The organism is Streptomyces cyaneofuscatus (assembly GCF_042718795.1).
GTDB classification, from domain to species: Bacteria; Actinomycetota; Actinomycetes; order Streptomycetales; family Streptomycetaceae; genus Streptomyces; species Streptomyces cyaneofuscatus_A.
Genome location: NZ_JBHXOX010000005.1, coordinates 199,583 through 221,444 on the forward strand (window position 1 = coordinate 199,583; position 21,862 = coordinate 221,444).

19 protein-coding genes and 1 pseudogene are annotated in these 21,862 nt (G+C 70.9%); 5 read left to right on the forward strand and 15 right to left on the reverse strand.

Annotated features, from left to right (window positions below; genetic code table 11):
* Positions 1-106 precede the first annotated feature (106 nt).
* The 8 genes from ACFWRT_RS07065 to ACFWRT_RS07100 form a co-directional block, all read right to left on the reverse strand.
* On the reverse strand, positions 107-994 hold the full coding sequence (locus tag ACFWRT_RS07065; protein WP_380950438.1) for a DUF5936 domain-containing protein: 888 nt from the start codon (positions 992-994) through the stop codon (positions 107-109).
* A gap of 26 nt (positions 995-1,020) precedes the next feature.
* Positions 1,021-1,965: a type II secretion system F family protein gene (locus ACFWRT_RS07070; protein WP_380950439.1), complete on the reverse strand. Its 945-nt coding sequence runs from the start codon at positions 1,963-1,965 to the stop codon at positions 1,021-1,023.
* A gap of 10 nt (positions 1,966-1,975) precedes the next feature.
* Positions 1,976-3,313, reverse strand: coding sequence for a CpaF family protein (locus ACFWRT_RS07075; RefSeq protein WP_380950440.1), 1,338 nt, complete (start codon positions 3,311-3,313; stop codon positions 1,976-1,978).
* Between the two features lie 119 nt (positions 3,314-3,432).
* Positions 3,433-3,858, reverse strand: a complete 426-nt coding sequence (locus ACFWRT_RS07080; RefSeq protein WP_380950441.1) for a TadE/TadG family type IV pilus assembly protein — start codon at positions 3,856-3,858, stop codon at positions 3,433-3,435.
* A gap of 3 nt (positions 3,859-3,861) precedes the next feature.
* Complete coding sequence (locus ACFWRT_RS07085; RefSeq protein ID WP_380950442.1) at positions 3,862-4,377, reverse strand: TadE/TadG family type IV pilus assembly protein; 516 nt, start codon at positions 4,375-4,377, stop codon at positions 3,862-3,864.
* A gap of 3 nt (positions 4,378-4,380) precedes the next feature.
* Positions 4,381-5,682: an AAA family ATPase gene (locus ACFWRT_RS07090; protein WP_380950443.1), complete on the reverse strand. Its 1,302-nt coding sequence runs from the start codon at positions 5,680-5,682 to the stop codon at positions 4,381-4,383.
* Between the two features lie 8 nt (positions 5,683-5,690).
* Entirely contained in the window at positions 5,691-6,407 is a 717-nt protein-coding gene (gene cpaB, locus ACFWRT_RS07095) for a Flp pilus assembly protein CpaB (RefSeq protein WP_030561404.1), read from the reverse strand.
* A 104-nt stretch (positions 6,408-6,511) separates the two neighbouring features.
* Positions 6,512-7,378 carry a hypothetical protein gene (locus ACFWRT_RS07100; protein WP_380950444.1) on the reverse strand — a complete coding sequence of 289 codons (867 nt, stop codon included), beginning with the start codon at positions 7,376-7,378 and terminating at the stop codon, positions 6,512-6,514.
* Positions 7,379-8,052: 674 nt separating this feature from the next.
* On the opposite strand from ACFWRT_RS07100, the gene ACFWRT_RS07105 reads away from it, so the two are divergent.
* On the forward strand, positions 8,053-9,786 hold the full coding sequence (locus ACFWRT_RS07105) for a chitinase (protein ID WP_380950445.1): 1,734 nt from the start codon (positions 8,053-8,055) through the stop codon (positions 9,784-9,786).
* An 89-nt stretch (positions 9,787-9,875) separates the two neighbouring features.
* Here ACFWRT_RS07105 and ACFWRT_RS07110 read toward each other — a convergent pair whose 3' ends face one another.
* Positions 9,876-11,177 (reverse strand): Nramp family divalent metal transporter, encoded by a 1,302-nt coding sequence (locus ACFWRT_RS07110; RefSeq protein WP_380950446.1) that lies wholly within the window; start codon positions 11,175-11,177, stop codon positions 9,876-9,878.
* A 251-nt stretch (positions 11,178-11,428) separates the two neighbouring features.
* Between ACFWRT_RS07110 and ACFWRT_RS07115 the strand changes: the two are divergent.
* A pseudogene (locus ACFWRT_RS07115) lies at positions 11,429-11,739 on the forward strand (transcriptional regulator); the annotation flags it as partial.
* Positions 11,740-11,910: 171 nt separating this feature from the next.
* On the opposite strand, the gene ACFWRT_RS07120 reads toward ACFWRT_RS07115, so the two are convergent.
* From ACFWRT_RS07120 to ACFWRT_RS07135, 4 genes are all read right to left on the reverse strand, one after another.
* On the reverse strand, positions 11,911-13,386 hold the full coding sequence (locus ACFWRT_RS07120; RefSeq protein WP_380950447.1) for a GntP family permease: 1,476 nt from the start codon (positions 13,384-13,386) through the stop codon (positions 11,911-11,913).
* Between the two features lie 260 nt (positions 13,387-13,646).
* Positions 13,647-14,057 (reverse strand): RidA family protein, encoded by a 411-nt coding sequence (locus ACFWRT_RS07125; RefSeq protein WP_030561417.1) that lies wholly within the window; start codon positions 14,055-14,057, stop codon positions 13,647-13,649.
* 6 nt (positions 14,058-14,063) lie between these two features.
* Positions 14,064-14,828 carry an IclR family transcriptional regulator gene (locus ACFWRT_RS07130; protein ID WP_380950448.1) on the reverse strand — a complete coding sequence of 255 codons (765 nt, stop codon included), beginning with the start codon at positions 14,826-14,828 and terminating at the stop codon, positions 14,064-14,066.
* A complete protein-coding gene (locus tag ACFWRT_RS07135) occupies positions 14,825-15,994 on the reverse strand; it encodes a sugar kinase (protein ID WP_380950449.1) in 1,170 nt (389 codons plus the stop codon). The genes ACFWRT_RS07130 and ACFWRT_RS07135 overlap by 4 nt, the downstream gene beginning before the upstream one ends.
* A 133-nt stretch (positions 15,995-16,127) precedes the next feature.
* Between ACFWRT_RS07135 and ACFWRT_RS07140 the strand changes: the two genes are divergently transcribed.
* Positions 16,128-17,465 carry an alanine racemase gene (locus ACFWRT_RS07140; protein WP_380950450.1) on the forward strand — a complete coding sequence of 446 codons (1,338 nt, stop codon included), beginning with the start codon at positions 16,128-16,130 and terminating at the stop codon, positions 17,463-17,465.
* A 32-nt stretch (positions 17,466-17,497) separates the two neighbouring features.
* Positions 17,498-19,117, forward strand: coding sequence for an N-acyl-D-amino-acid deacylase family protein (locus tag ACFWRT_RS07145; RefSeq protein ID WP_380950451.1), 1,620 nt, complete (start codon positions 17,498-17,500; stop codon positions 19,115-19,117).
* Between the two features lie 25 nt (positions 19,118-19,142).
* Here the strand turns inward: ACFWRT_RS07145 and ACFWRT_RS07150 are convergent, their stop codons facing one another.
* The gene (locus ACFWRT_RS07150) at positions 19,143-20,000 is read right to left on the reverse strand and encodes a siderophore-interacting protein (protein ID WP_380950452.1); all 858 of its coding nucleotides are present in this window, start codon (positions 19,998-20,000) and stop codon (positions 19,143-19,145) included.
* An 83-nt stretch (positions 20,001-20,083) separates the two neighbouring features.
* Between ACFWRT_RS07150 and ACFWRT_RS07155 the strand changes: the two genes are divergently transcribed.
* Positions 20,084-20,908, forward strand: a complete 825-nt coding sequence (locus tag ACFWRT_RS07155) for a TetR/AcrR family transcriptional regulator (protein ID WP_380950453.1) — start codon at positions 20,084-20,086, stop codon at positions 20,906-20,908.
* 79 nt (positions 20,909-20,987) lie between these two features.
* Here ACFWRT_RS07155 and ACFWRT_RS07160 read toward each other — a convergent pair whose 3' ends face one another.
* A complete protein-coding gene (locus ACFWRT_RS07160; protein WP_380950454.1) occupies positions 20,988-21,845 on the reverse strand; it encodes a S1 family peptidase in 858 nt (285 codons plus the stop codon).
* Positions 21,846-21,862 lie beyond the last annotated feature (17 nt).

Consider the following 21,862-nt stretch of genomic DNA (forward strand, 5'->3'; position numbering starts at 1 on the left):
TAAGAGTCCGCTGTCCCCGTCGTCCCCATCCCTCCCGCCGTTCATGTCAGCCGCCCGCGAGAACCCGCCGTTCATGTCAGCCGCCCATGAGAACCCGCCGTTCATGTCAGCCGCCCGTGAGAAACGAGAAGTCGACGTCGGCCCCGTACACGAACCCCACCGTGAGGAGAACGAGCGTGCCGGGCAGCAGGAACGACGTCACCGCGAACGTCGCCTTCGGGACCGCCTTGGCCGCCTTGCGGCGGGCGTTCTGGGCGTCGGTGCGGCGCATGTCGTTGGCGATCTGGATGAGCGTCTCGACGATGGGCGCACCCAGTTCCTCACCCTGCTGGAGCGTGGTGACGAACATGGCGACCTGCTCCGAGTCGTTGCGCCGGCGCAACTCCTCGAAGGCCTGGCGGCGGCTGACGCCCATGTCCATCTGGCGCAGGGTGATGCGGAGTTCGTCGGACCAGGGGCCCTCGTACTTCTCCGCCACCCGGTCCAGCGCCTGCCGGAAGCCGAGCCCCGCCGAGACGACGACCGCGAGGACGTCGAGGAAGTCCGGCAGGGTGCGTTCGATGTGCTCGCGGCGGACCCGGATCGCCGACCAGATCCCCGCCTCCACCCAGAACAGGCCGAACGCGATCATGAGGAGGGCGAGGAAGAGCTGGTCCTGGAGGAGCATCGAGAAGGCACCGAGGAGGCCCAGTGCTCCGTAGACCGCCCGGCGGGCCGCGTAACGGTCGATGGTGAGACCGCCCGGGTTTCCGGCCAGGTCGATCTGGCGGCGCTTCTTGTTGACCGCCTTGGGGCCCATCATCCGCAGCACCATCGGGGCCCAGCGGATGCCGAGCCGGTCGATGCCGGAGCCCACCGCGCCGGTGCGCGAGGAGCCGGATTCGAGCGCGATGGCGAGGTCGCTGGGGAGCTTGGCGTCGGCCCGGTACATCCGGATGCCCTGGATGGCCCCGTAGACGGCGAGGCCGACGACCAGGGCGAGCAGCAGGTCCATGGGTGCGGGTCCTCTTCTTCCTGGTGTCAGACGTCGATACGGGACAGGCGGCGGATGACCACGAAGCCGATCGCGTACAGGGCGATGGCCACGACCACCGCGGCCTGGCCGATGAAGGCGCCGGTCATCCGGTCCAGCGCTCCCGGCATGACCGCGTTCATCAGGAGCATCGCGCCGACCCCGAAGATCGGTACGGCGTAGGCGGTGACGGTCACCTGGGAGAGCTGGGTCTTGACCTCGCGGCGGGTCTCCTTGCGCTCCTCCAGCGTCTCGGTGAGGTTGCGCAGCGAGCTGACGACCGTACCGCCCGCCCGGTTGGAGAGGACCAAGGTGGTGACCAGGACGACGAGTTCGCGGGAGGGGAGCCGGTCCGTCAGTTCGCTCAGTGCCTCGTCGAGTGGTTCGCCGACCGCCAAACGCCGTGCCACCCGCGCCAGTTCCTCGCCCGCCGGGTCCTCCAGCTCCTCCGCCGCCATCGAGAGCGCGGTGCGCAGGGCCAGGCCCGCCTGGGTGGCGTTGGCCAGGATGCGGGAGAGCTCGGGGAGTTGGTTGATGAACCGTTCGGTGCGCTTCGTACGCTGCCAGTTGAGGAAGGCGTTGGTGCCCCAGAGGCCGATCAGCGCGGCGACCGGGCCGAAGAAGGCCGCGAGCATGGAGGAGGCGATCATCCACAGCCCGGCCATCGCGAGGAGCGCGTACACGAAGAACTCGCCGGGGGTGAGCTCCATGCCGGTCGCCGCGAGCTTCAGCTCCAGCTTCCGGCCGAGCGCGGTGGACCGCAGCCGCCGGTCCACGCCCTTGAACCGGCGGTGCCGGCCCGTCTCGGGGACCTGGCCGACGTGGGAGAGCCGCTCCACGAGCGCGTCGCGGTCGGCCTTGCCGCCGGAGTAGGCGTACAGGCCCATCACGCCCAGCACACAGGCGAGCAGGGTGACGCCGACGGTGACCAGGGGGAGGTTGACGTTGTCCATGGCGCGGTACCTAGTTGGCCTCTCGGGTGGCGAGCTGTTCGGCGCTCTGCGCGATGCCGAACGCCTGCGGGATGGGCTGGCTCGCCATGTAGAGCCGGTCGGCGACCCTGCGGGGCAGCGGCAGGTACTGGAAGCGGCCGTAGATGCGGCCGTCCGCCGCCATCGGCTGCCCGTCGAACCGGGCCACCGTGACGATCCGGTACGGGTCGCGGCCGTGCGAGTCGAGCACCGCGATCTCGGTGATCTTCCTGGCGCCGTCGGCGTGCCGGGTGAGCTGGACGATCACGTCGACGGCGCTGTTGATCTGGTCGTGCAGCGCCTCGAACGGGATCTCCACCTCGGACATCGAGGCGAGGGTCTGGAGCCGCATCAGCGCGTCCTCGGCGCTGTTGGCGTGGACGGTGGCGAGCGAACCGTCGTGGCCGGTGGACATCGCCTGGAGCATGTCGAGGGACTCGCCACCGCGGACCTCACCGACGACGATGCGGTCGGGCCGCATACGCAGGGAGTTGCGGACCAGGTCGCGGATGGTGATCTGGCCCTTGCCCTCGACGTTGGCCGGGCGGGACTCCAGCCGGATCACATGGTTCTGCTGGAGCTGGAGTTCGGCGGAGTCCTCGATGGTGACGATGCGCTCGGTGTTCGGGATCAGCCCGGAGAGCGCGTTGAGGAGCGTCGTCTTCCCGGTGCCGGTGGCGCCGGAGACGATGATGTTGAACTTGGCCTGGACGAGTCCGGCGAGCAGGATCAGCATCTGCTCGTCCAGCGAGCCGAAGCCGATCATCTCCTGGAGGGTGAAGGAGCGCGGGAAGCGGCGGATGGTGAGCGTGGCGCCGGTCAGCGAGAGCGGCGGGATGATCACGTTGACACGCTCACCGCTGGGGAGCCGGGCGTCGACCATCGGATTCGACTCGTCCACGCGGCGGTTGACGGTCGACACGATGCGCTCGATGGTCTGCATCAGCTGCTCGTGCGAACCGAAGCGCATCGGGAGCTGCTCGACCTTGCCGCCGCGCTCCACGAAGATCTGGTCCGGGCCGTTCACCATGATCTCGGTGATCGACGCGTCCTCCAGGAGCGGTTCCAGGATGCCGAGGCCCAGCGCCTCGTCCACCACGCGCCGGATCAGCTGCGAGCGCTCCACGGTGGACAGGACCGGGCCCTCGCGGCTGATGATGTGGCCGAGGACGCGCTCCAGGCGGGCCCGCCGGTCGGCGGCGGCCAGCGAGGACATCTCCGCGAGGTCGATCTCCTCCAGCAGCTTCGCCCGGTAGGTGGCCACCAGGTGGCCGTCCTCCCGTGCGCCGCCGTGCTCGTCCGGGGCGGTCATGCGTGCCCGCAGGCTCATCTGCCCAACTCTCCTCGGTGTCGCGGGTGGTGCGGTGTCCGGTCGGCCTGGGAAAGGTCGGCCTGGGAAAGGTCGGCCTGGGGAACGTCGGCCTGGGGAACGTCGGCCTGTGGAGGGGGCTATTCGCGCGGCATCGTGGCGCTCCGGGTCGCCACCCAGTCGTCCAGGCCGGGGACGACGGAGGGGACCTTGACCCGGACCGTGGCCGTGATGTCCTGGCCGCCGCTCTCGCTGTACCCGAACCCGTCGCCGCTCAGCCAGTCGCTCACCGCGCCACGGGCCGCCGCCTCCGGGTCGCCGTGCGCGTCGTAACTGGCCGCCGTACGGGCTCCGGCGCGTGCGGCCGTGCCCGCCTGGTTGGCGGCGTACGCGGCGAGGCCGAGTTGGAGGGCCCCCATGGCGACGAGGAGCAGGAGGGGGAGGAAGCCGAGGTACTCCAGGGCGACCTGGCCCCGGTCCCGGCCCTTCGCGGCCTTCCCGCCCTTCCCGCCCTTCCCGGCCCGCCCGGACCGGATGCGTGCGCTGTACGGCATGGTCCTCGTCATCGCTCAGTCCTCCAGAGCCGATCCGGCTTCGCCGTCGATGTCGATGTCCAGGTCGAAGAGGCCGGGGACCAGTACCGGAACCTTGAGCGTCACCTTCGCCTCGTACAGGTCCGAGCCCCGGGTGCAGCTCACCCGGGCCGCGCCCGACCAGGCGTCGGGCAGGTCCTTCAGGGCGCCCGCCCGGCACGCCGCGTCCGCCCCGTACTCCGCGCCGCTCCCCTTGCGCGCGCCCACGTCCGCCGCGTTGCCCGCGAGGCTGAAGGTGTAGCCGATCAGGGCGCACTCCCAGAGCACCAGCATGATCAGGATGATGAAGGGGGTCATGCCCAGGAACTCGACCGAGGTCTGCCCCCGGTCATCCCCTCGGAGGCGCCGAGGGCTCCTGAGGCCAGGGCGCCTGAGGCCGGGGCGCCGAAGGTATCTGGGGCCGGGGCGCCGAAGCCGCCCGGGGCCGGAGCGCTCCCGGAGGTCCCTGAGCCCCCGTATGCCGGTGCGGGCCGTCCTTGTGGTGGTCGTCATCGCTCAACGTGTCCCCTCGGCGTCTGCGGGCCCGCCGCGCCGGCGGCGCGGGATCCCGATCGAGCCCCGGTCGTTCCTGGAGGTGCCGCTGTTCCTCTTGGCCAGAACGCCACCGGACTTCTTGGCGGTCATGCTCGGTTTGACGATGCCCAGCTCTCCGGCCAGCCCCCACAGGGCCTGCTTGACCGTGCTCTTGGCGTCCAGTTCGTGCAGGCGGCCGGAGTCGACGGCGGCCTGGAGCTCCTTGAAGTTGGCGGGGACCGCCGCTGAGGCGACCCGGGTACCGGTGATCTTCTGGATCAGGGGCGGCTGGATCTCGGTGTTGCGGGTGAAGCGGTTGACCAGGGTCACGGTCTCCTCGGCCTTGCGGATCTGGAGCCGTTCCCACATCCGTACGACACGTTTCGCGCCGCGCACCGCGACCACGTCCGGGGTCGTCACCAGCAGGGCCGTGTCCGCCATCTCGATGGCCGCCGCGTTGGCGCCGTTCATCTGGCCGCCGCAGTCGATGACCACGATCTCGTACCGGGAGCGCAGGGCGCTGACGATCTGGCGGGCCGAGCGGTCGCTGACCTCCTCGCCGCGTTCGCCCTCGCCCGGGGCGAGCAGCAGGGCGAGGCCGGTGGAGTGCGAGAAGACGGCGTCGGCGAGGACCCGGGGCGAGATGTCGGTGATCAGGGCGAGGTCGACGAGCGAGCGCCGGAACTGTACGTCGAGGAAGGAAGCGATGTCGCCGGTCTGGAGGTCCATGTCGACCAGGGCGACCGTGTGCCCGGACGCCTGGGCGGCCAGGGCCAGTTGGATGGCGGTGACGGTGGCGCCGACGCCGCCCTTGGCGCCGGTGACCGTGACGACGGTGCCGCCGGGGCCGGTGAACACGTCACCGGCGGAGGAGAGGTGGCGGCGTACGCCGGTGGACCACTGGGCCGCCGCCTGGACCCGGTTGGCCAGCTCCTCGTACCCCACCGGCAGGGTGACCAGGCCGCGGGCGCCGGAGTCCATCGCGTCGGCGAAGAGGTGGGGGCTCGCGTCCGTGGTGATCATGACGACCCCGACGGAGGGGAAGCGCAGGGAGACCTCCCGAATCAGCTCCAGGGCCGGGACCGGGCCGATCCGCTCGTGCACCAGGACCACTTCGGGCAGCTCGTCCAGGGCCTCGCCCGCGAGGCGGGCCAGGGTGTCGATCAGTTGGGTCGAGTCGGTGACCGGGGCCGCCGGTTCGGCGTCGGGGAGCTGGCTGAGGAGGGTGGTGAGGGAGCGGGCCGCGTCGGGGTCGGCCACGGCCGGGAGGATTCTGGTGGTCATCCGGTCCCTCACTTGTCCTTGTCGAGGGTGTAGGTGCGGTCGCCCGGGCGGATGGTGCCGTCGCTGCCGGGGGCGACGAGTGCGAGACGTACGTGCTCCGCGAAGGACTCGGCGTAGGCGATGCGCTGGGTGTCCAGGGTGTTCAGGGCGAAGGTGATCGGCACGGCCTCGGTCATCTGGGTGCGCCGGTCGTCGCCGCTCGGGTTGAGCGCGGTGAGCTTGCCGACCTCCAGCACCTTGGCGTTGGAGACGATGACCTTGGACTGGGCGGGCTCGGCGTTCTCCTGCTGCTGCTCGCCGGCGAAGGTCGCGTAGATGTTGACCGTGGCGCCCGGGGTGATCTTGCCCGCGACGCCGGTGGCGGCGTCGATCATGATGGCGATCTCCTGTTCACCGGCGCGGAGTTCGGGTTTGCGCACCATCATGTCCGACTGGAGGAGCGAGCCGCCGCGCAGCTCGGTGACGGCGATCTTCCCCTCGACCTCCCGCAGGTCGGTCACGGCGTTCTCCGAGAGCCAGCGCTTGGGCATCGCGATCTTCTCGAACTGGCCGCTGTTCAGCGCCGTGTACGGGGCCACGTCGGATTTCAGCTGGTAGGCGGTCACCTCAGGCCCCACCTTGGAGTTCACATCGCTGATCACCGAGAGGACGCCGGCGAAGGCACCGAAGGCACACAGGACCGACAGGAGCAGGAGTATCACGCCGCGGCGCTGGCGGGAGTTCATGGGCCGGACAACCTCGTTCGAATCGGATGCGTGGGGCAGCGGACAGAGAGGGATGCGCGGTGCGGCGGTACGGGCCGGGGGCCGGGCGCCTGGGCCGGGCGGGCCTAGGGTCCGGAACTCCCGCCGGCTTCCAGCTGAAGGACACCGCCGGACGGCCTGCGGTTCTCGGGGGCGGCGAGCGGTGCGGAACAGAAGGCGCAGCGGTCACCGATGAGTTCCATCTCGCACCAGTGGCACCTCTCCCGGCGGACGGAGGCGACCAGTTGGTACAGCACGGAGAGGTCCGGGAGGTGGGCGGCGAACTCCACCAGCCGTCCCGTACCCCACCAGCGCGGGGAGTCGGCGGGAAGGCGTGTCTCGTGGACGGCCTGGACCTTCCAGGCGGGCGCGAGGGTCTCCTGCACCCAGTCCGACGTCAACTGGCCCTGGGCTAAGAGAAGATGCGTACGGAACTCCGGTCCGGCCAGGGGTTCGGCGGCCGGGCCCACCTTGATGAGCTGCGGCTCGGGGCCGGCGAGTACGGCGAACTGGGAGCCGGGGACCCAGGACCTGGCATGGCTCTTGAGGCTGACCGGGACCCGGTCGAGCTTGGCGACCGAGTTGAGCAGGGCGCCGGCGTAGATGTAGTGCGAGAGCAGCCGGGCGGCGGAGGCGACGACCCCGGGGCTGAAGTCACAGATGGACAACTGCCTCAGCTGGCGGACGAGTACGGCCACGCCGAGGGGCGGCAGGTCGACCTTGACCAGGGCGATCCGGTCGCTCTCCAGGACGGAGCGGATGGAGTGGAGCCGGCGTTCGTGCTCGGGGCGGATGCCGGAAGGGTAGAGGGCGATCACATAGCCGTGCTGTTCGAGCAGCAGATGCATGTCGCCGATCGCCAACTCCAGGGCCTGGGCTTCGGGGGCCTGGAGCAGGGCCGCGGTCGGGGTCTGCTGATCGGTGGGCGGCAGCACCAGATCGGCACTCGTCACTGCTATCGCGGTCGGCACGCTCTTCCCCGTTCGGCTCCGGCCGCCGTCGAGACGTCGGCCGCAATCGCTCCTGCTCCGTGCTCCTGTCTCAGCACTTTAGCCACGTCTCACCAGGCAGAGAACAGTTATCGGAGACCTGTGCGTCATCATGCGAACACCGTTCGTACGGGGGTCGGGTGCCAAACGGGATGAAATCGATTCCGCCCAACTTTCCTACCACTGCGGAGCGTTACCGAACCCGCCATCCGGAATGCGGGCGCGCCGCCATTCCCGCACGTCAGGGCGGATAGGGGCGCGTTCCGGATCATTTCGGTGGGAGGTTTCGTCACGGTACGAAGGCCTTCGGCAAGATCACCCGTGGGGGTGGGGCGGTACGGGCACGGGGGTGCCGTCCGGCAAAGAAATTCCGGCCCGGGGCGCTTCACCGAGCGCCTCACGGGCGCCCCGCCGTCCCCCCGCACGAGCAGCCGCCCATCCCTCCGCAAGCCCCTTTCACTGCCAGAGGTCTTGACAACTTGATTGGTCTGGACCAGTTTATCCGCCAGCGGTGACGACCGCTTCCACTCCACCCGCACGGCCTTCCCCGTCCCCTCCGCCGTGCACCCGCCCGTCCGGCATGCCCGCACCGCCGCACCACCCCCGCCACGCACCACCAACTCCCCACGGAGGACCCCGTGCAACGCTCCGCAGGCAGCAGAAGACGCAGAAGGAACACCTCCCGTCCCTTCCTCGGCGGCGCCATGGCCGTCATCGCGGCGGGCGCCCTGACCGTCACCGGCCTCGTCTCCACCGCCCAGGCCGCCGACGTCAACAACGCCAAGAACGCGGGCTTCGAGTCGGGGCTCGCCAACTGGTCCTGTTCCGCCGGGAGCGGCGCCACCGTCTCCACCCCCGTGCGCAGCGGCACGTCCGCGCTGAAGGCCACCCCGGCCGGCCAGGACCACGCCAAGTGCACGCAGACCGTGGCCGTGAAGCCCAACTCGACGTACGCGCTGAGCTCCTGGGTGCAGGGCGGTTACGCCTACCTCGGGGTGACCGGCAGCGGCACGACCGACGTCTCCACCTGGACGCCGGGCTCCACCACCTGGACCAAGCTGTCCACGAGCTTCAAGACCGGCGCCAACACCACGTCGGTGACCGTCTACACCCACGGCTGGTACGGGCAGTCCGCCTACTTCGCCGACGACGTCGAGGTCACCGGCCCCGACGGCGGGGGCGGCGGCGACGGCCCCGGCCCGGTCATCCCGGCGGCCCCCGCCGGTCTCACCGCGGGCGCCACCACGACCTCCTCCGTGGCCCTGTCCTGGAACGCGGTCTCCGGCGCCACGGGCTACAAGGTGTACCGGGACGGTGTGCAGGCCACCACCTCCACCGGGACCTCGGCGACCGTCACCGGGCTGGCCGCCGACACGGCGTACCAGTTCACGGTGAGCGCCACCAACGCGGCCGGCGAGTCGGTCAAGTCCGCCGCCGTCAGCGCCCGTACGGCCAAGCCCGGCACGGGCCCCGGCCCCGGCCCGTCCGTGCCCAAGCACGCGGTGACCGGCTACTGGCAGAACTTCAACAACGGCGCGGCCGTGCAGAAGCTCACCGACGTCCCGGCCGACTACGACATCATCGCGGTCTCCTTCGCGGACGCCACGGCGACCCAGGGCGCGGTCACCTTCAAGCTCGACACCGCCGGTCTCGGCGGCTACACCGACGCCCAGTTCCGCGCGGACATCAAGACCAAGCAGGCGCAGGGCAAGAACGTCATCATCTCGATCGGCGGCGAGCTCGGCACGGTCCGGGTCGACAACGACGCCTCCGCCACCGCGTTCGCCAACTCGGTGTACGCGCTGATGCAGGACTACGGCTTCAACGGGGTCGACATCGACCTGGAGAACGGCCTCAACGCCACCTACATGACGAAGGCGCTGCGCCAGCTTTCGGCGAAGGCGGGCAGCGGGCTCGTCATCACGATGGCCCCGCAGACCATCGACATGCAGTCGACGTCGGGTGAGTACTTCAAGACGGCGCTCAACGTCAAGGACATCCTGACCGTCGTGAACATGCAGTACTACAACAGCGGTTCGATGCTCGGCTGCGACGGCAAGGTGTACTCGCAGGGCTCGGTGGACTTCCTCACCGCGCTCGCCTGCATCCAACTGGAAGGCGGCCTCGACCCGAGCCAGGTCGGCATCGGCGTCCCGGCCTCCACCCGGGGCGCGGGCAGCGGTTACGTCGCCCCGTCGGTCGTGAACGCCGCGCTGGACTGCCTGACCAAGGGCACCAACTGCGGTTCGTTCAAGCCCTCGAAGACCTACCCGTCGCTCCGTGGCGCGATGACCTGGTCGACCAACTGGGACGCGACGGCCGGGTTCGCCTGGTCGAAGGCGGTCGGCCCGCACGTCCGCAGCCTGCCGTAACCCCTGCCCCGTAACTCCCACGCACCACCCCGGAACCTGCAGCGCCGCCGCTCCCCCGGCGGCGCTGCGGCGTTTCGTAAGTCCCGCCCTCACCAGGGCAGTTCGCGCACCTGCTGCACACACAGCACGATGAACAGCAGGCCGGCGAGGGCCAGCATCCCGTTGCTGAGCCAGCCGTTGCGCCATTCCTGCGGTGTACGGGAGGAGTTGAGCAGCCACAGCAGGGTCAGGGCGAGGAAGGGCATGAAGAACGCGCCGAGCACCCCGTACGCGATGACCAGACCGAACGGCTCGTCCAGCCAGAGCAGGGTCATCGGCGGGAAGGTCAGCCAGAGCAGGTACGCGCGGAAGGGCAGCGACCGCTGCTGGCGGTCGACGACGGCGGGCCCGGCGTGCTGCTCGTCCGGATCCACCGGCGCCCGGAACCGCTCCACGAAGTCGGCGAACATCAGGCTCACCCCGTGCCAGACCCCGATCAGCGACGAGAACGACGTGGCGAAGAAGCCGACCAGGAAGAGCTTCGCGGTGCCCGCCCCGAACCGGTCCTCCAGCACCTTGCCCAGGTCGATCAGCCCCCGGTCGCCCGAGGTGAGAGCGATCTGCGAGGCGTGCAGCAGCTCGGCACCGACGATGAGCATCGCCACGACGAAGATCCCGGTGGTGAGGTAGGCGACCCGGTTGTCGAGCCGCATCACCTGCATCCAGGAGGAGTTGCTCCATCCCTTGGCGTTGACCCAGTACCCGTACGCCGCCATGGTGATCGTGCCGCCGACCCCGCCGATCAGCCCGAGCGTGTAGAGCAGCGCACCGTCCGGCAGTACGGGGACGAGCCCGGCGAACGAGGCCCCCACGTCCGGCACGACCCGGGCGGCCACGTACACGACCACCACGAACATGATGCCGATCAGGACCGTCATGACCTTCTCGAAGACGGCATACCGGTTGAACCAGACGAAGGCCAGTCCGGTCAGCCCGGTGACGATCGCCCAGAACTTCAGCCCCGGCCCGTCCGGGAACAGCGCCACGATGGGCAGGGCGCTGGAGGACATGGCCGTGGCCCCGTAGATGAAGCCCCAGACGACGACGTAGATCGCGAAGTAGACGGTCGTCCACGCGCCGATGCTGCGCCAGCCGTCGAAAAGCGTGCGCCCGGTCGCCAGGTGCCACCGGCCGGCCGCCTCGGCGAGCGAGATCTTGACGACGCAGCCGATCACCGCCGCCCACATCAGGGTGTACCCGAACTTGCTGCCCGCGATCAGCGTCGCGACCAGGTCGCCGGCCCCGACCCCGGTCGCCGCGACGACGATGCCGGGGCCGATGTACTTCCAACTGGATTTACGCGGTCGGGAGGCCGGCTCCCCTGTCTCTGTGGTTGCGCTTGTCTCGGACATGCCGATCAAGGAAGCGCAATCGGCGGGGCGGCACAAGGGGGCGTGCGGGATTCGGTGGGCGGGGCGGCGTCATGGGATATCTCCGACGCGGGTCGCTGGCGGGCCGCATCCACATCGCGGACGACTTCGAGACGACGTGCCGGTCATGGCCGTCTGAAAGGGGCGACGGGAGCACACGGCATTCCGTGCGGGGCGGCGTAACGTTTGTCGGGGGACCTGTCGGTCGGCAGTGGGCGGCGGATAGGGGAAAAGAGCAGATCGCCGAGGCCGCCGGGCTGGAGGAGCGCTACGTGCGCGAGTGGCTGGGCGGGGTGACCGTGGGCGGGATCGTCGCGTACGACCCGGCGGACGGTACGTACCGGCTGCCGCCCGAGCACGCCGCCTCCCTGTGCCGGGCCGCCGGGCCGCCGGGCCCGACAACCTGGCTTCCTTCGCCCAGGAACTCGCTCAGATCGGGCTGGTCGAGGACGAGGTGGTCACGGCGTTCCAGGAGGATGGCGGGGTGCCCTACTCCTCGTATCCGAAGTTCCAGGAGCTTCAGGCGGAGGAGGCGGCGCCGGTCCGGGGACCGTATGGGGCCGCCGGACCGCGCTGCGGATGCTGGCGGAGGCGGGCTTCGAGGAGGTCGCGGTGCGCGAGGTGGAGGGCGACATCCTGAACGTCTACTACGCAGCGCGCACAGGGAGTTGAGGGTGCCGGCCCCGGGGAGCGGTGGCCCCCGGGGCCGGCAGCCCTAGATCACCAGGCTGAGCAGCGCCGCGACCACGAAGCCCGCCACCGACAGCACCGTCTCCAGCACCGTCCAGGACTTCAGCGTGTCGCGTTCCGAGATGCCGAAATACTTCGACACCATCCAGAAGCCGCCGTCGTTGACGTGCGAGGCGAAGATCGAACCCGCCGAGATCGCCATGATGATCAGCGCCAGGTGGGCCTGGGAGAAGTCCTGGCCCTCGACCAGCGGGACCACGATCCCGGCCGTGGTGACGATCGCGACGGTCGCCGAGCCCTGGGCGACCCGCAGGACGACCGAGATCAGCCAGGCGAGCAGGATGACCGGCAGACCCACGTCGTTGAACGTGTCGGCCAGCGCGTCCGCGATGCCGCTGCCCTTGAGTACGGCACCGAAGATGCCGCCCGCGCCGACCACCAGCAGGATGTTGCCGACGGGCTTGAGCGACGACGTGGAGACGGACTCCAGCGACTTGCGGGACCAGCCGCGGCGGATGCCGAGCAGGTAGTACGCGAGGAACAGGGCGATCGTCAGGGCCACGAACGGGTTGCCGAAGAACTCCACGACCGAGCGGAGAGTCGAAGGGTCCAGCGCGATGGAGGAGAACGTCGCCGCGAGGATCAGGATCAGCGGGGTCCCGATGATCGCCAGCACCGTGAGGAGCGGCACCGGCCTCTCGTGCGGGGTGACGCCCGCCGCCCGCTGCTCGGCGGCGACGGCCTCCCTGGCCTCTGCCGCCGCGTCCACCATGCCCTGCGGTACGTCGACGAAGATCCGCTTCCCGATCCAGGAGGCGTACGCCCAGGCGGCCAGGACGGACGGGATGCCGACGACCGCGCCCATCAGGATGACCCAGCCCAGCGACACGTTGAAGAGTCCGGCGGCGGCCACCGGCCCCGGGTGCGGGGGCAGGAACGCATGGGTCATCGACAGCCCCGCCAGCAGCGGCATGGCATAGAGCAGAATCGATTTTCCGGAGCGCTTGGCGGCCGCGTACACGATCGGCGCGAGGACGAAGATGCCGACGTCGAAGAAGACCGGGATACCGAAGACGAGGCCCGTCATCCCCATGGCGAGTGGGGCGCGCTTCTCACCGAAGGCGTTCAGCAGGCGGGCGCTCAACACCTCGGCCCCGCCCGACACTTCGAGGATCGCGCCGAGCATCGTACCGAGCCCGATGATGATCGCGACATGGCCGAGGATGCCGCCCATGCCGGATTCGATGACCGAGACGGCGGCGGATTTCTGCACGGTGCCGAAGAGTTCGGTGACCGAGAGCCCGGCGCCGAGGCCGACGGCTATGGAGACCGCGAGCAGGGCGACGAACGGCTGGAGCCTGACCTTGATGATCAGGAAGAGGAGGAGCGCGATACCGAGGGCGGCGACGGTCAGCAGACCGGCGGTGCCGTCGATCAGGAGGAGCAGGCCACCGGTGTGCGGTGGGGTCTCGACCGGCGGTGGGGTGGCGGCGAGCGACATGGGGAACTCCGGTGGTGCTGGAGGGAGGGCAGGGCGGAGCGCGGCACGGCGCCCCCGGGGGACGGGGCGCCGTGCCGTACGGCGAGTTGGAGAGTTGCTGCGGGTGGAGCACGGCGATCAGTGCGGCGGGACCTTCGGTGAAGCAGGAACGGTCAGCGGAGCTGGCGCCCGAGTCGGAGCTGTAGCCGGAGCCCGAGCTGGAGCTGGAGCCGGAGCTGTAGCCGGAGCCCGAGCTGGAGCCGGAACTGTAGCCCGAGCCGTCAGCTCAGCACCGCGAGGGCGTCGATCTCGATCAGCAGTCCCTTGGGCAGGCCGACGTAGACCGTCGTACGGGCCGAGGGGGCCTCCTTGAGGTTCTGCTCGGCGAAGTACGCGTTGTAGATCTCGTTCATCTCCGCGAAGTGGTCGACGTCCGTGAGGTAGACGCGCATCATCATCACGTCGTCCCAGCTCGCGCCGCCCTCCTCCAGGATCGCCTTGACGTTGGCGAAGGTCTGGAGGGTCTGCTCGCGCAGGGTGGGGCCGGCCGGGGTCGGGGCCTGGCCCTCCACGGCGGGGAGGAAGCCGACCTGGCCGGCGACCTGGAGGATGTTCCCCTTCCGGACGCCGTGCGAGAACTTCGCCGGCGGCGTGGTGTGGGTGGAGGGGGTGAGGGCGGTCTTCTCGGTCATGGCTGATCAGACTTTCTTGGGTCGGTTGGTGCCGGATCCTGAGTACTCCCGGCTGATCGTCTCGGCGGTGCGCCGGACCAGGGGGAGGAGGGTGAGGAGTTCCTCGGCCGTGACGACCACGTTCGGTGCGGACACCGACATGGCCGCGACGAGCCGCCCGTCCGCGCCCCGGATGGGGGCGCCGATGCAGTTGATGGACTCCTCGTGGCCACCGAGGTCGGTGGCCCAGCCCTGTTCGCGCACGACGGCCAGCTCCTTGAGGAAGGCGGCCGGGTTGGGCGTCGAACGGGACGTGTACATGGGGTAGTCGAGCTTCTCGGCGATCGCGCGCCGCTCGGGCTCGGTGAGGTCGGCCAGCAGCAGCTTGGCCACGGCCGCGACGGTGATCGCGACGGGCTTGCCGATCCGCGAGTACATCCGGACCGGGTAGCGGCTCTCGACCTTGTCGATGTAGAGGACTTCCTGCTCCTCGTAGACGGCGAGGTGCACGGTGTGCCCGCACCGGTCGTTGAGTTCGACCAGGTGGGGGTGGGCGATCTCGCGTACGTCGAGGTTCTCGACGGCCTCCTGCGCGAGGGCGAAGAGCCGGGCGCCGAGGCGGTAGCGCTGGTCCTGCTGCCGGTAGACGAGCCCGTGCTCGTGGAGCGTACGGAGCAGGCGCAGCGCCGTGGACTTGTGGACGCCGAGCCGCTCGGCGACCTGGCCGAGGTCGGCGGGTCCCTGGGCGAGCAGCGGCAGGATGCTGAGTGCCCGGTCGACGGTCTGGCTCATGGCGTACGTACCTCCTCGGGGGCCCGGTCGGCTGCGGTCCAGCCGGGGCCGAGACGAAGTCTCCCCCAGGCCTCGTCGTCGAGGGCGACGAGACGGTCGGCGTGGTCGCGGGCGGGCGGTTCGGTGAGGTCACCGGGGACGGTGAGGACGGCGGCGGCCATGAGATGCCCGTGCCGGACCCGGTCCCGTACCGGAAGCCCGCGCAGGGTGGCGGAGAGGAACCCGGCGGCGAAGGCGTCGCCCGCCCCGACGGCGGCGACGACGTCGACGTGGAGGGCGGGGACGGGGGTGACCATCTCAGCCCCTCCGCCCTCCCTGGAGCGCGGGTCCGGGGCACCTTCAGCCCTTCCGCCCTCCGTGGAGCACGAGGCCGGCGCAATCTCAGCCCCTCCGGCGTTTGAGGAGCGGGGTCCGGGGCGGAGCCCCGGGGCGAACACCGTCGCGCCCGCGCTCCCCCGCTTCACGACCACCACCGACGGCTCCGGCAGCGCCGCCCGGATCGCCTCCGCGCCCACGATCCCCCACGCCTCCTCCGCCTCGTCCTCCCCCACGAACACCAGATCGGCCCGCCGGGCCAGCTCCAGCAGCACAGAAGGGTCGCCGCCCCGCCACAGATGCGGCCGGTGGTTCACGTCGAACGACACCAGCGGACGCCCCGGACGCGGAGCCGTCAGCTCCCGCAGCAGCTCCAGGCAGTCCGCCGACAGCGCCGCCGTGATCCCGGACAGGTGCAGGACACGGCCCGCGAAGACCTCCCCGTACGGCACATTCGCCGGCGACATCGCGGAAGCCGCCGACCCGGCCCGGTAGTAGGCCACCTCGTGCGCGCCCTCCCCGCGATCCGTCGCCGTACGGAAGTAGATGCCGGTGGGCCGGTCAGGATCCCGCCGCACGGCCGACGTATCGACCCCGTACCCCCCGATCGTCTCGACCAGGTGGTCACCGAAGCCGTCCGCGCCGACCCGCCCCACCCAGGCCGCCCGGTGCCCGGCGGCGGCGAGCGCGCAGGCCACGTTGGACTCGGCGCCCCCGATCCCGCGCCCGAAGGACGGTACGTCGGCGAGGCGGCCGGGCTGCGAGGGCAGGAACGTCACCATGGACTCACCGAGACAGACGACCTCGGTGGTCGCGTCGGCGCTGGCCGTCCCTGCTGCGGGTCCGGACACGGAAGGCTCCTCGCTGATCGGCGTGCGGGCCGGTGGTCACCATTGACCGGGCATCGGCTCGGATGTTAGACAGCGTTGAGCGATATACGCAATGGGTGTTGCATATGTTGCAACAGACTTCGAGGAGCTCCCCTTGGCAGCCGAACGCCCCACCACCCCCACCGCCTCACCCACCTCAGCCACCTCACCCGCCTCGCCCGCCTCCCTCGCGGCCGGCCTCGCCGAAGAACGCGTCGACCACCGCTTCAAGGCGCTCCCGCCCGACGCCGAGGGCCTGACCGTCGGGACGCTCGCCGCCGAGCGCCGCAACCTCTTCACCGGCGGGTTCACCACCCCCGTCCTCGCGCTCTCCGCCGAGTCGGTCGAGCACAACCTCGCGCTGCTGGAGACGTACGCGGAACGCCACGGTCTCGCCTTCGCCCCGCACGGCAAGACCTCCATGTCCCCGCAGCTCTTCGCGGACCAGTTGGAGCGCGGCGCCTGGGGCATCACGGCCGCCGTGCCGCACCAGGCCCGGGTCTACCGCGCGTACGGGATCGGGCGCGTCTTCCTCGCCAACGAGCTGGTCGACCCGGTGGCGCTGCGCTGGCTGGCCGGCGAGATGAGCGCCGACCCGGAGTTCCGCTTCATCTGTTACGTGGACTCCGTGCGCGGGGTCGAGCTGATGGAGGAGGCCCTGAGCGCGGCGGGCGCCACCCGCCCCGTCGACGTGGTCGTGGAGCTCGGCGCGGGCGAGGGCGCGCGCACCGGCGCCCGTACCGAGGCCGACTGCGCGGCGGTGGCCGACGCGGTGGCGGCGGCCGGGTCGCTGCGCCTGGTGGGCGTGGCCGGGTACGAGGGCGAGGTGCCGGACGCGGACCCGGAGCGCGTACGGGCCTGGCTGCGGCGGCTCGTCGCGCTCGCCGCCACCTTCGACGGCGAGAAGCGGTTCACCGGCGCCGAGGAGATCGTCATCAGCGCGGGCGGCAGCGCCTGGTTCGACGCGGTGGCGGACGTCTTCGCGGAGACCCCCGAACTCAGCTCCCCCGTACTGAAGTTGCTCCGCTCCGGCGCGTACGTTTCCCACGACGACGGCCACTACAAGCACCTCACCCCCTTCAACCGCGTTCCCGAGGAAGGCGCCCTGGAGCCCGCCTTCCGTCTCTGGGCCCAGGTGGTCTCCCGCCCGACCGGCGAGCAGGCGTTCCTGAACGCGGGCAAGCGGGACGCGGCGTACGACCTGGATCTCCCCGAGGCGCAGGTGGTCCGCTCCGCCCGGGACGGCTCGGTGCGCCCCGCCGCCGGGATCACGGTCACCGGCCTCTCCGACCAGCACACCTGGGTGCGTACGGAGGCGGGGGCCGAGCTGGAGGTGGGCGACTGGGTCGGCATGGGCCTCTCGCACCCGTGCACCAGCTTCGACAAGTGGCAACTGATCCCGCTGGTCGAGTCGGACGGCACGGTCAGCGACTACATCCGCACGTTCTTCTGAGCCGCCAACTCCCCTGCTCCGAAAGGCCACCCATGGACCTGGTCCTGCGCGACGCGCTCGTCGTCGACGGCACCGGCGAGCCGTCCTACCGCGCCGATGTGGCGGTCGACGGCGGCCGGATCGCCGAGATCCACCGCGAGGGCTCCCCCGGCCCCCGCCCCACCGCCCCCCACACGGTGGACGCCGACGGCCTCGCGCTGGCCCCCGGCTTCATCGACATGCACGCCCACAGCGATCTGGCGCTGCTGCGCGACCCGGAGCACACGGCGAAGGCGGCGCAGGGCGTCACACTGGAAGTGCTCGGCCAGGACGGTCTCTCGTACGCCCCGGCCGACGACCGTACGCTCGCCGAGGTCCGCCGCTCCATCACCGGCTGGAACGGCGACGGCTCCGACATCGACTTCGACTGGCGCACGGTCGGCGGCTATCTGGACCGCCTGGACCGCAACTTCGGCGGCCAGGGCATCGCCGTCAACGCGGCCTACCTGATCCCGCAGGGCACGGTCCGGATGTACGCCGTCGGCTGGGACGACCGCCCGGCCACAGAAGCCGAACTGGCCCGGATGAAGGAGCTGGTCGACCAGGGGATGCGCGAGGGCGCGGTCGGCATGTCGTCCGGCCTGACCTACACCCCCGGAATGTACGCGGACGACGCCGAACTCACCGCACTCTGCCGGGTGGTGGCCCGCCACGGCGGCTACTACTGCCCCCACCACCGCAGTTACGGGGCGGGCGCACTCGAAGCGTACGAGGAGATGGTGCAGCTCACCCGCAACGCCGGCTGCGCCCTCCATCTCGCCCACGCCACCATGAACTTCGGCGTCAACAAGGGCAAGGCGCCCGACCTCCTGGCCCTCCTCGACGGCGCGCTCGCCGCCGGGGCCGACATCTCGCTCGACACCTACCCGTACACCCCCGGCTGCACAACGCTGGTGGCCATGCTGCCCAGTTGGGCTAGCGAGGGCGGCCCGGAGTCGGTCCTGACCCGGCTCGCGGACCCGGCGAGCGCGGAGAAGATACGGCACCACCTGGAGGTGCTCGGCTCGGACGGCTGCCACGGGGTGCCGATCGAGTGGGACACCATCGAGATCTCGGGTGTCGGCGCACCGCACCTGGCCGCGTACGTGGGCCGTACGGTGGCGGCGTCGGCGGCGCTGCGGGGCGAGGAGCCCTGGGTGACCGCACGGCGGCTGCTCACCGAGGACCGGCTCGGGACGACGATCCTCCAGCACGTGGGCCACGAGGAGAACGTCCGGCAGATCATGCGCCACCCGGTGCACACCGGCGGCAGCGACGGCATCCTCCAGGGCGACAAGCCGCACCCGAGGGCGTACGGCACGTTCCCGCAGTATCTGGGGCGGTACGCAAGGGAGTTGGGCATCCTCTCGCTGGAGGAGTGCGTGGCCCACCTGACCTCGCGCCCGGCCGCCCGGCTGCGGCTGGCGGACCGGGGCCTGGTGCGCGAGGGCTACCGCGCGGACCTGGTGCTCTTCGACCCGGAGACGGTGGCGGCGGGCTCCACCTTCGAGGAGCCGCGCACACTACCGGTGGGCATCCCGCACGTGCTGATCGACGGGCGGTTCATCATCGAGGAGGGCCGGCGTACGTCGGTGCTGGCGGGCAAGGCGGTCAGGGGCGCGGGAGCCGCCTGAGCACTCCTGCACAAAGCGCTGGCCTTCACGAGGCATCGGCGGCGCGCTCCGCCGCCCAGGCGAGGTCCTCCTCGGTCGGGGCGTCGTCCTGGGTGAGCGCGCGCCGCCAGTAGCCGCTGAACTCGACGGCCCCCTTCGGTAGCCCGCGCTCCCCCACCAGATGGCGGCGGAGCGCCCGCACCGCCGACGCCTCGCCCGCCACCCAGGCCGCGTCCACCCCGTCGAGGTCGGGGCCCGCGTCCCGTACCGCCGCCACCACCGAGCCACCCCGGTCCCGGTGCACCCAGCGCACCTCGACACCCCCGGCGGCGGTCGGCAGCTCCAACTCCTCCCCCGCGTCCGCGACCTCGGCGTACACGAGCGCCTTGGTCGTGGCCGGCAGCGACTCCAGCACCGTGGCGATGGCCGGGAGCGCGGCCTCGTCCCCGACGAGCAGCATCCGCCGGGCGTCGGTCGGCAGCGGACGGGCGTAGAGGGACGACGGCCCGACCATGCCGACGACGTCACCGGGGCGGGCGGCGGCACCCCAGCGCGCGGCGGGCCCGCCGTCGCCGTGGAGCACGAAGTCCACGGCCATCGCGTTGCGTTCGCGGTCGTAGGCACGGACGGTGAAGCCGCGCAGCCAGGGCCGCCGCGCCTCCGGGATCGCGAGGAACGCCTCGTACCAGCGCATGCCGTACGTGTCCTCCGCGTCCTGCTCGGGCAGCAGCCCCTCCGCCACGCTCCGCCCCTCGCGCGGCAGGCAGAGCTTCACCTGCTGGTCGGGCCGGTCCTCCATGAGCCGGGGCAGTGCGTCCCCGGTGAAGGTGACCCGGGCGGTGCGCGGGGTGATCCGCTCGACCCCGGTGACCCGTACATAGCTGACCGGCATGGTCTGCCGCATGACGACGGCACCCCTCTCCCTGCTACCTTTACACAGTAAAGAATTACCCGACCGAAGTTACTTTATGGCGTAAGGAGTCGCAAGTGGTGGTCTTCGCCGGGCAGGGTGACGCCCGCCGCTCCCTCTCCCTGCTCTGGCGCGCGGAGGTCGCCGCCCCGCCGCGCACCGGCCCCGGGCCCAAGCCCCGGCTGAGCGTGGACGCCATCGTGGCGGCGGCGGTCGCGGTCGCGGACGAGGAGGGCATGGCGGCCCTGTCGATGCGCGCGGTCGGTGACCGGCTCGGGCGGACCGCGATGGCGCTCTACACCCACGTACCCGGCAAGAGCGAGCTGCTGGACCTGATGTACGACGCGGTCCATTCCGAACTCCCCACCGCCTACCCGGAGTCGGACGACTGGCGGGCACCGCTCACCGCCTGGGCCGGGGAAGTCCTGGAGCTCTACGTCCGCCACCCCTGGGTGCTCCAGGTGTCGCAGGCCCGGCCGGTGCTGGGGCCGCACGAGTACGCGAACCTGGACACGCTCGTCCGGCTGCTCGGGGCGACGGGGCTGGCGGCCGGGACGGTGCGGCGGCTGGTGGGGACGCTGTTCCCGCTGGTGCAGGGCTCGGCGCGGACGGTGGCGGACGCGCGCAGGGCCGCGACGGCGACCGGGAGCTCCGACGAGGAGTGGTGGGCGGCGCGCTCGGCGGCCCTGACGGAGCTGGTCCCGGACTTCGCGGAGCGCTTCCCGGCGGTGATCCGGCTGGAGCGGGACGGGGCCCCGGAGCCGTACGAAGGGGGCGACGGTCAGAACGGGATGCCGTATCCGGAGCGGGAGGCGCGGGAGACGTTCCGGGTGGGGCTCGGGGTGCTGCTGGACGGGATCGAGGCGGCGCGCGCGGCCCGGAAGGACGCGCGGAACGCATGACCGCGCCGGACGGCCCTGAGGAAGGTCAGGACCGCCCGGCACACCTACACAACCGGCACCGCTACCGCTACCGCTACCGCTACGGCTTGGGCAGCCCGCAGCCCTCCCGGTACAGGTCGATCTTGTTGCCGGTGCCGATGCACGGGACCATGTTGTACGTCTGCTGGGCGTAGTTGGTGCCCTCGCGGACGGTCACCCGACCGTTCTCGTCGACCTCGCACGGGTTGTTGTCCGTGCACTCCTGGCCGCTCTCGTTACCGGTGTTGTTGACGGCGACCACCTTGCCGGTGGCGTCGTCGATCACCGGCGAACCCGACGTACCGCCGATGGTCCGGCACTCCGGGGTGTAGCGGACCGAGTCCTTCCAGGTCCACCGGCCCTCCTTGAGCTGGTGGACGAAGCCGTCGATGTCGCAGCTGTAGGTGCGCTTCCAGTAGCCCGAGGCGACGGTGATGGCGGTGCCCGCGGCCGGGTGCGCGGTCTCCAGCTCCAGCGCCTCGATGCCGTAGCGGGCCTCGATCTGCTCGTAGGTGGAGGTGAGTTCGTAGAGCGAGAGGTCGGTGTCGGTCATGGTGCCGTACGCGATCTTGCTCGCCTTCAGCGTGCCGACACCGCTGCCCGAGGCGTCGAGCAGCGTGAACGTCCGCGTGGACGGCCGGTCGACGAGCACCTCGCCGGGGCCCGGGAAGCCGGTCTCCAGACAGTGCCCGTTGGAGAGTACGAGGGCGGGGTCGGTGGGCTGGGAGTCGGGCGAACGGACCACGGAGCCCGAGCAGTTGCTGAGGGCGACGGTCCCGGCGAAGGTCACGGCCTTCGCGGCGGGAGCGGTCTCGGTGACGGCTTTCGGCGTCGGTATGTTTTCGGCCGCGACGGCGGGCGCGATGCCCGCTCCCAGGAGCAGGGCAGCAAAAAACGCACCGATGAGAGGCTTGTTCATGTGGGGGGTCCCCTCCA

Excerpts from the sequence above, each read along its gene's own strand:
- ACFWRT_RS07065 (WP_380950438.1), bottom strand. The coding sequence starts at position 994 with ATGGACCTGCTGCTCGCCCTGGTCGTCGGCCTCGCCGTCTACGGGGCC.
- ACFWRT_RS07070 (WP_380950439.1), bottom strand. The coding sequence starts at position 1,965 with ATGGACAACGTCAACCTCCCCCTGGTCACCGTCGGCGTCACCCTGCTC.
- ACFWRT_RS07075 (WP_380950440.1), bottom strand. The coding sequence starts at position 3,313 with ATGAGCCTGCGGGCACGCATGACCGCCCCGGACGAGCACGGCGGCGCA.
- ACFWRT_RS07080 (WP_380950441.1), bottom strand. The coding sequence starts at position 3,858 with ATGACGAGGACCATGCCGTACAGCGCACGCATCCGGTCCGGGCGGGCC.
- ACFWRT_RS07085 (WP_380950442.1), bottom strand. The coding sequence starts at position 4,377 with ATGACGACCACCACAAGGACGGCCCGCACCGGCATACGGGGGCTCAGG.
- ACFWRT_RS07090 (WP_380950443.1), bottom strand. The coding sequence starts at position 5,682 with ATGACCACCAGAATCCTCCCGGCCGTGGCCGACCCCGACGCGGCCCGC.
- cpaB (WP_030561404.1), bottom strand. The coding sequence starts at position 6,407 with ATGAACTCCCGCCAGCGCCGCGGCGTGATACTCCTGCTCCTGTCGGTC.
- ACFWRT_RS07110 (WP_380950446.1), bottom strand. The coding sequence starts at position 11,177 with ATGTCCGAGACAAGCGCAACCACAGAGACAGGGGAGCCGGCCTCCCGA.
- ACFWRT_RS07120 (WP_380950447.1), bottom strand. The coding sequence starts at position 13,386 with ATGTCGCTCGCCGCCACCCCACCGCCGGTCGAGACCCCACCGCACACC.
- ACFWRT_RS07125 (WP_030561417.1), bottom strand. The coding sequence starts at position 14,057 with ATGACCGAGAAGACCGCCCTCACCCCCTCCACCCACACCACGCCGCCG.
- ACFWRT_RS07130 (WP_380950448.1), bottom strand. The coding sequence starts at position 14,828 with ATGAGCCAGACCGTCGACCGGGCACTCAGCATCCTGCCGCTGCTCGCC.
- ACFWRT_RS07145 (WP_380950451.1), top strand. The coding sequence starts at position 17,498 with ATGGACCTGGTCCTGCGCGACGCGCTCGTCGTCGACGGCACCGGCGAG.
- ACFWRT_RS07150 (WP_380950452.1), bottom strand. The coding sequence starts at position 20,000 with ATGCGGCAGACCATGCCGGTCAGCTATGTACGGGTCACCGGGGTCGAG.
- ACFWRT_RS07160 (WP_380950454.1), bottom strand. The coding sequence starts at position 21,845 with ATGAACAAGCCTCTCATCGGTGCGTTTTTTGCTGCCCTGCTCCTGGGA.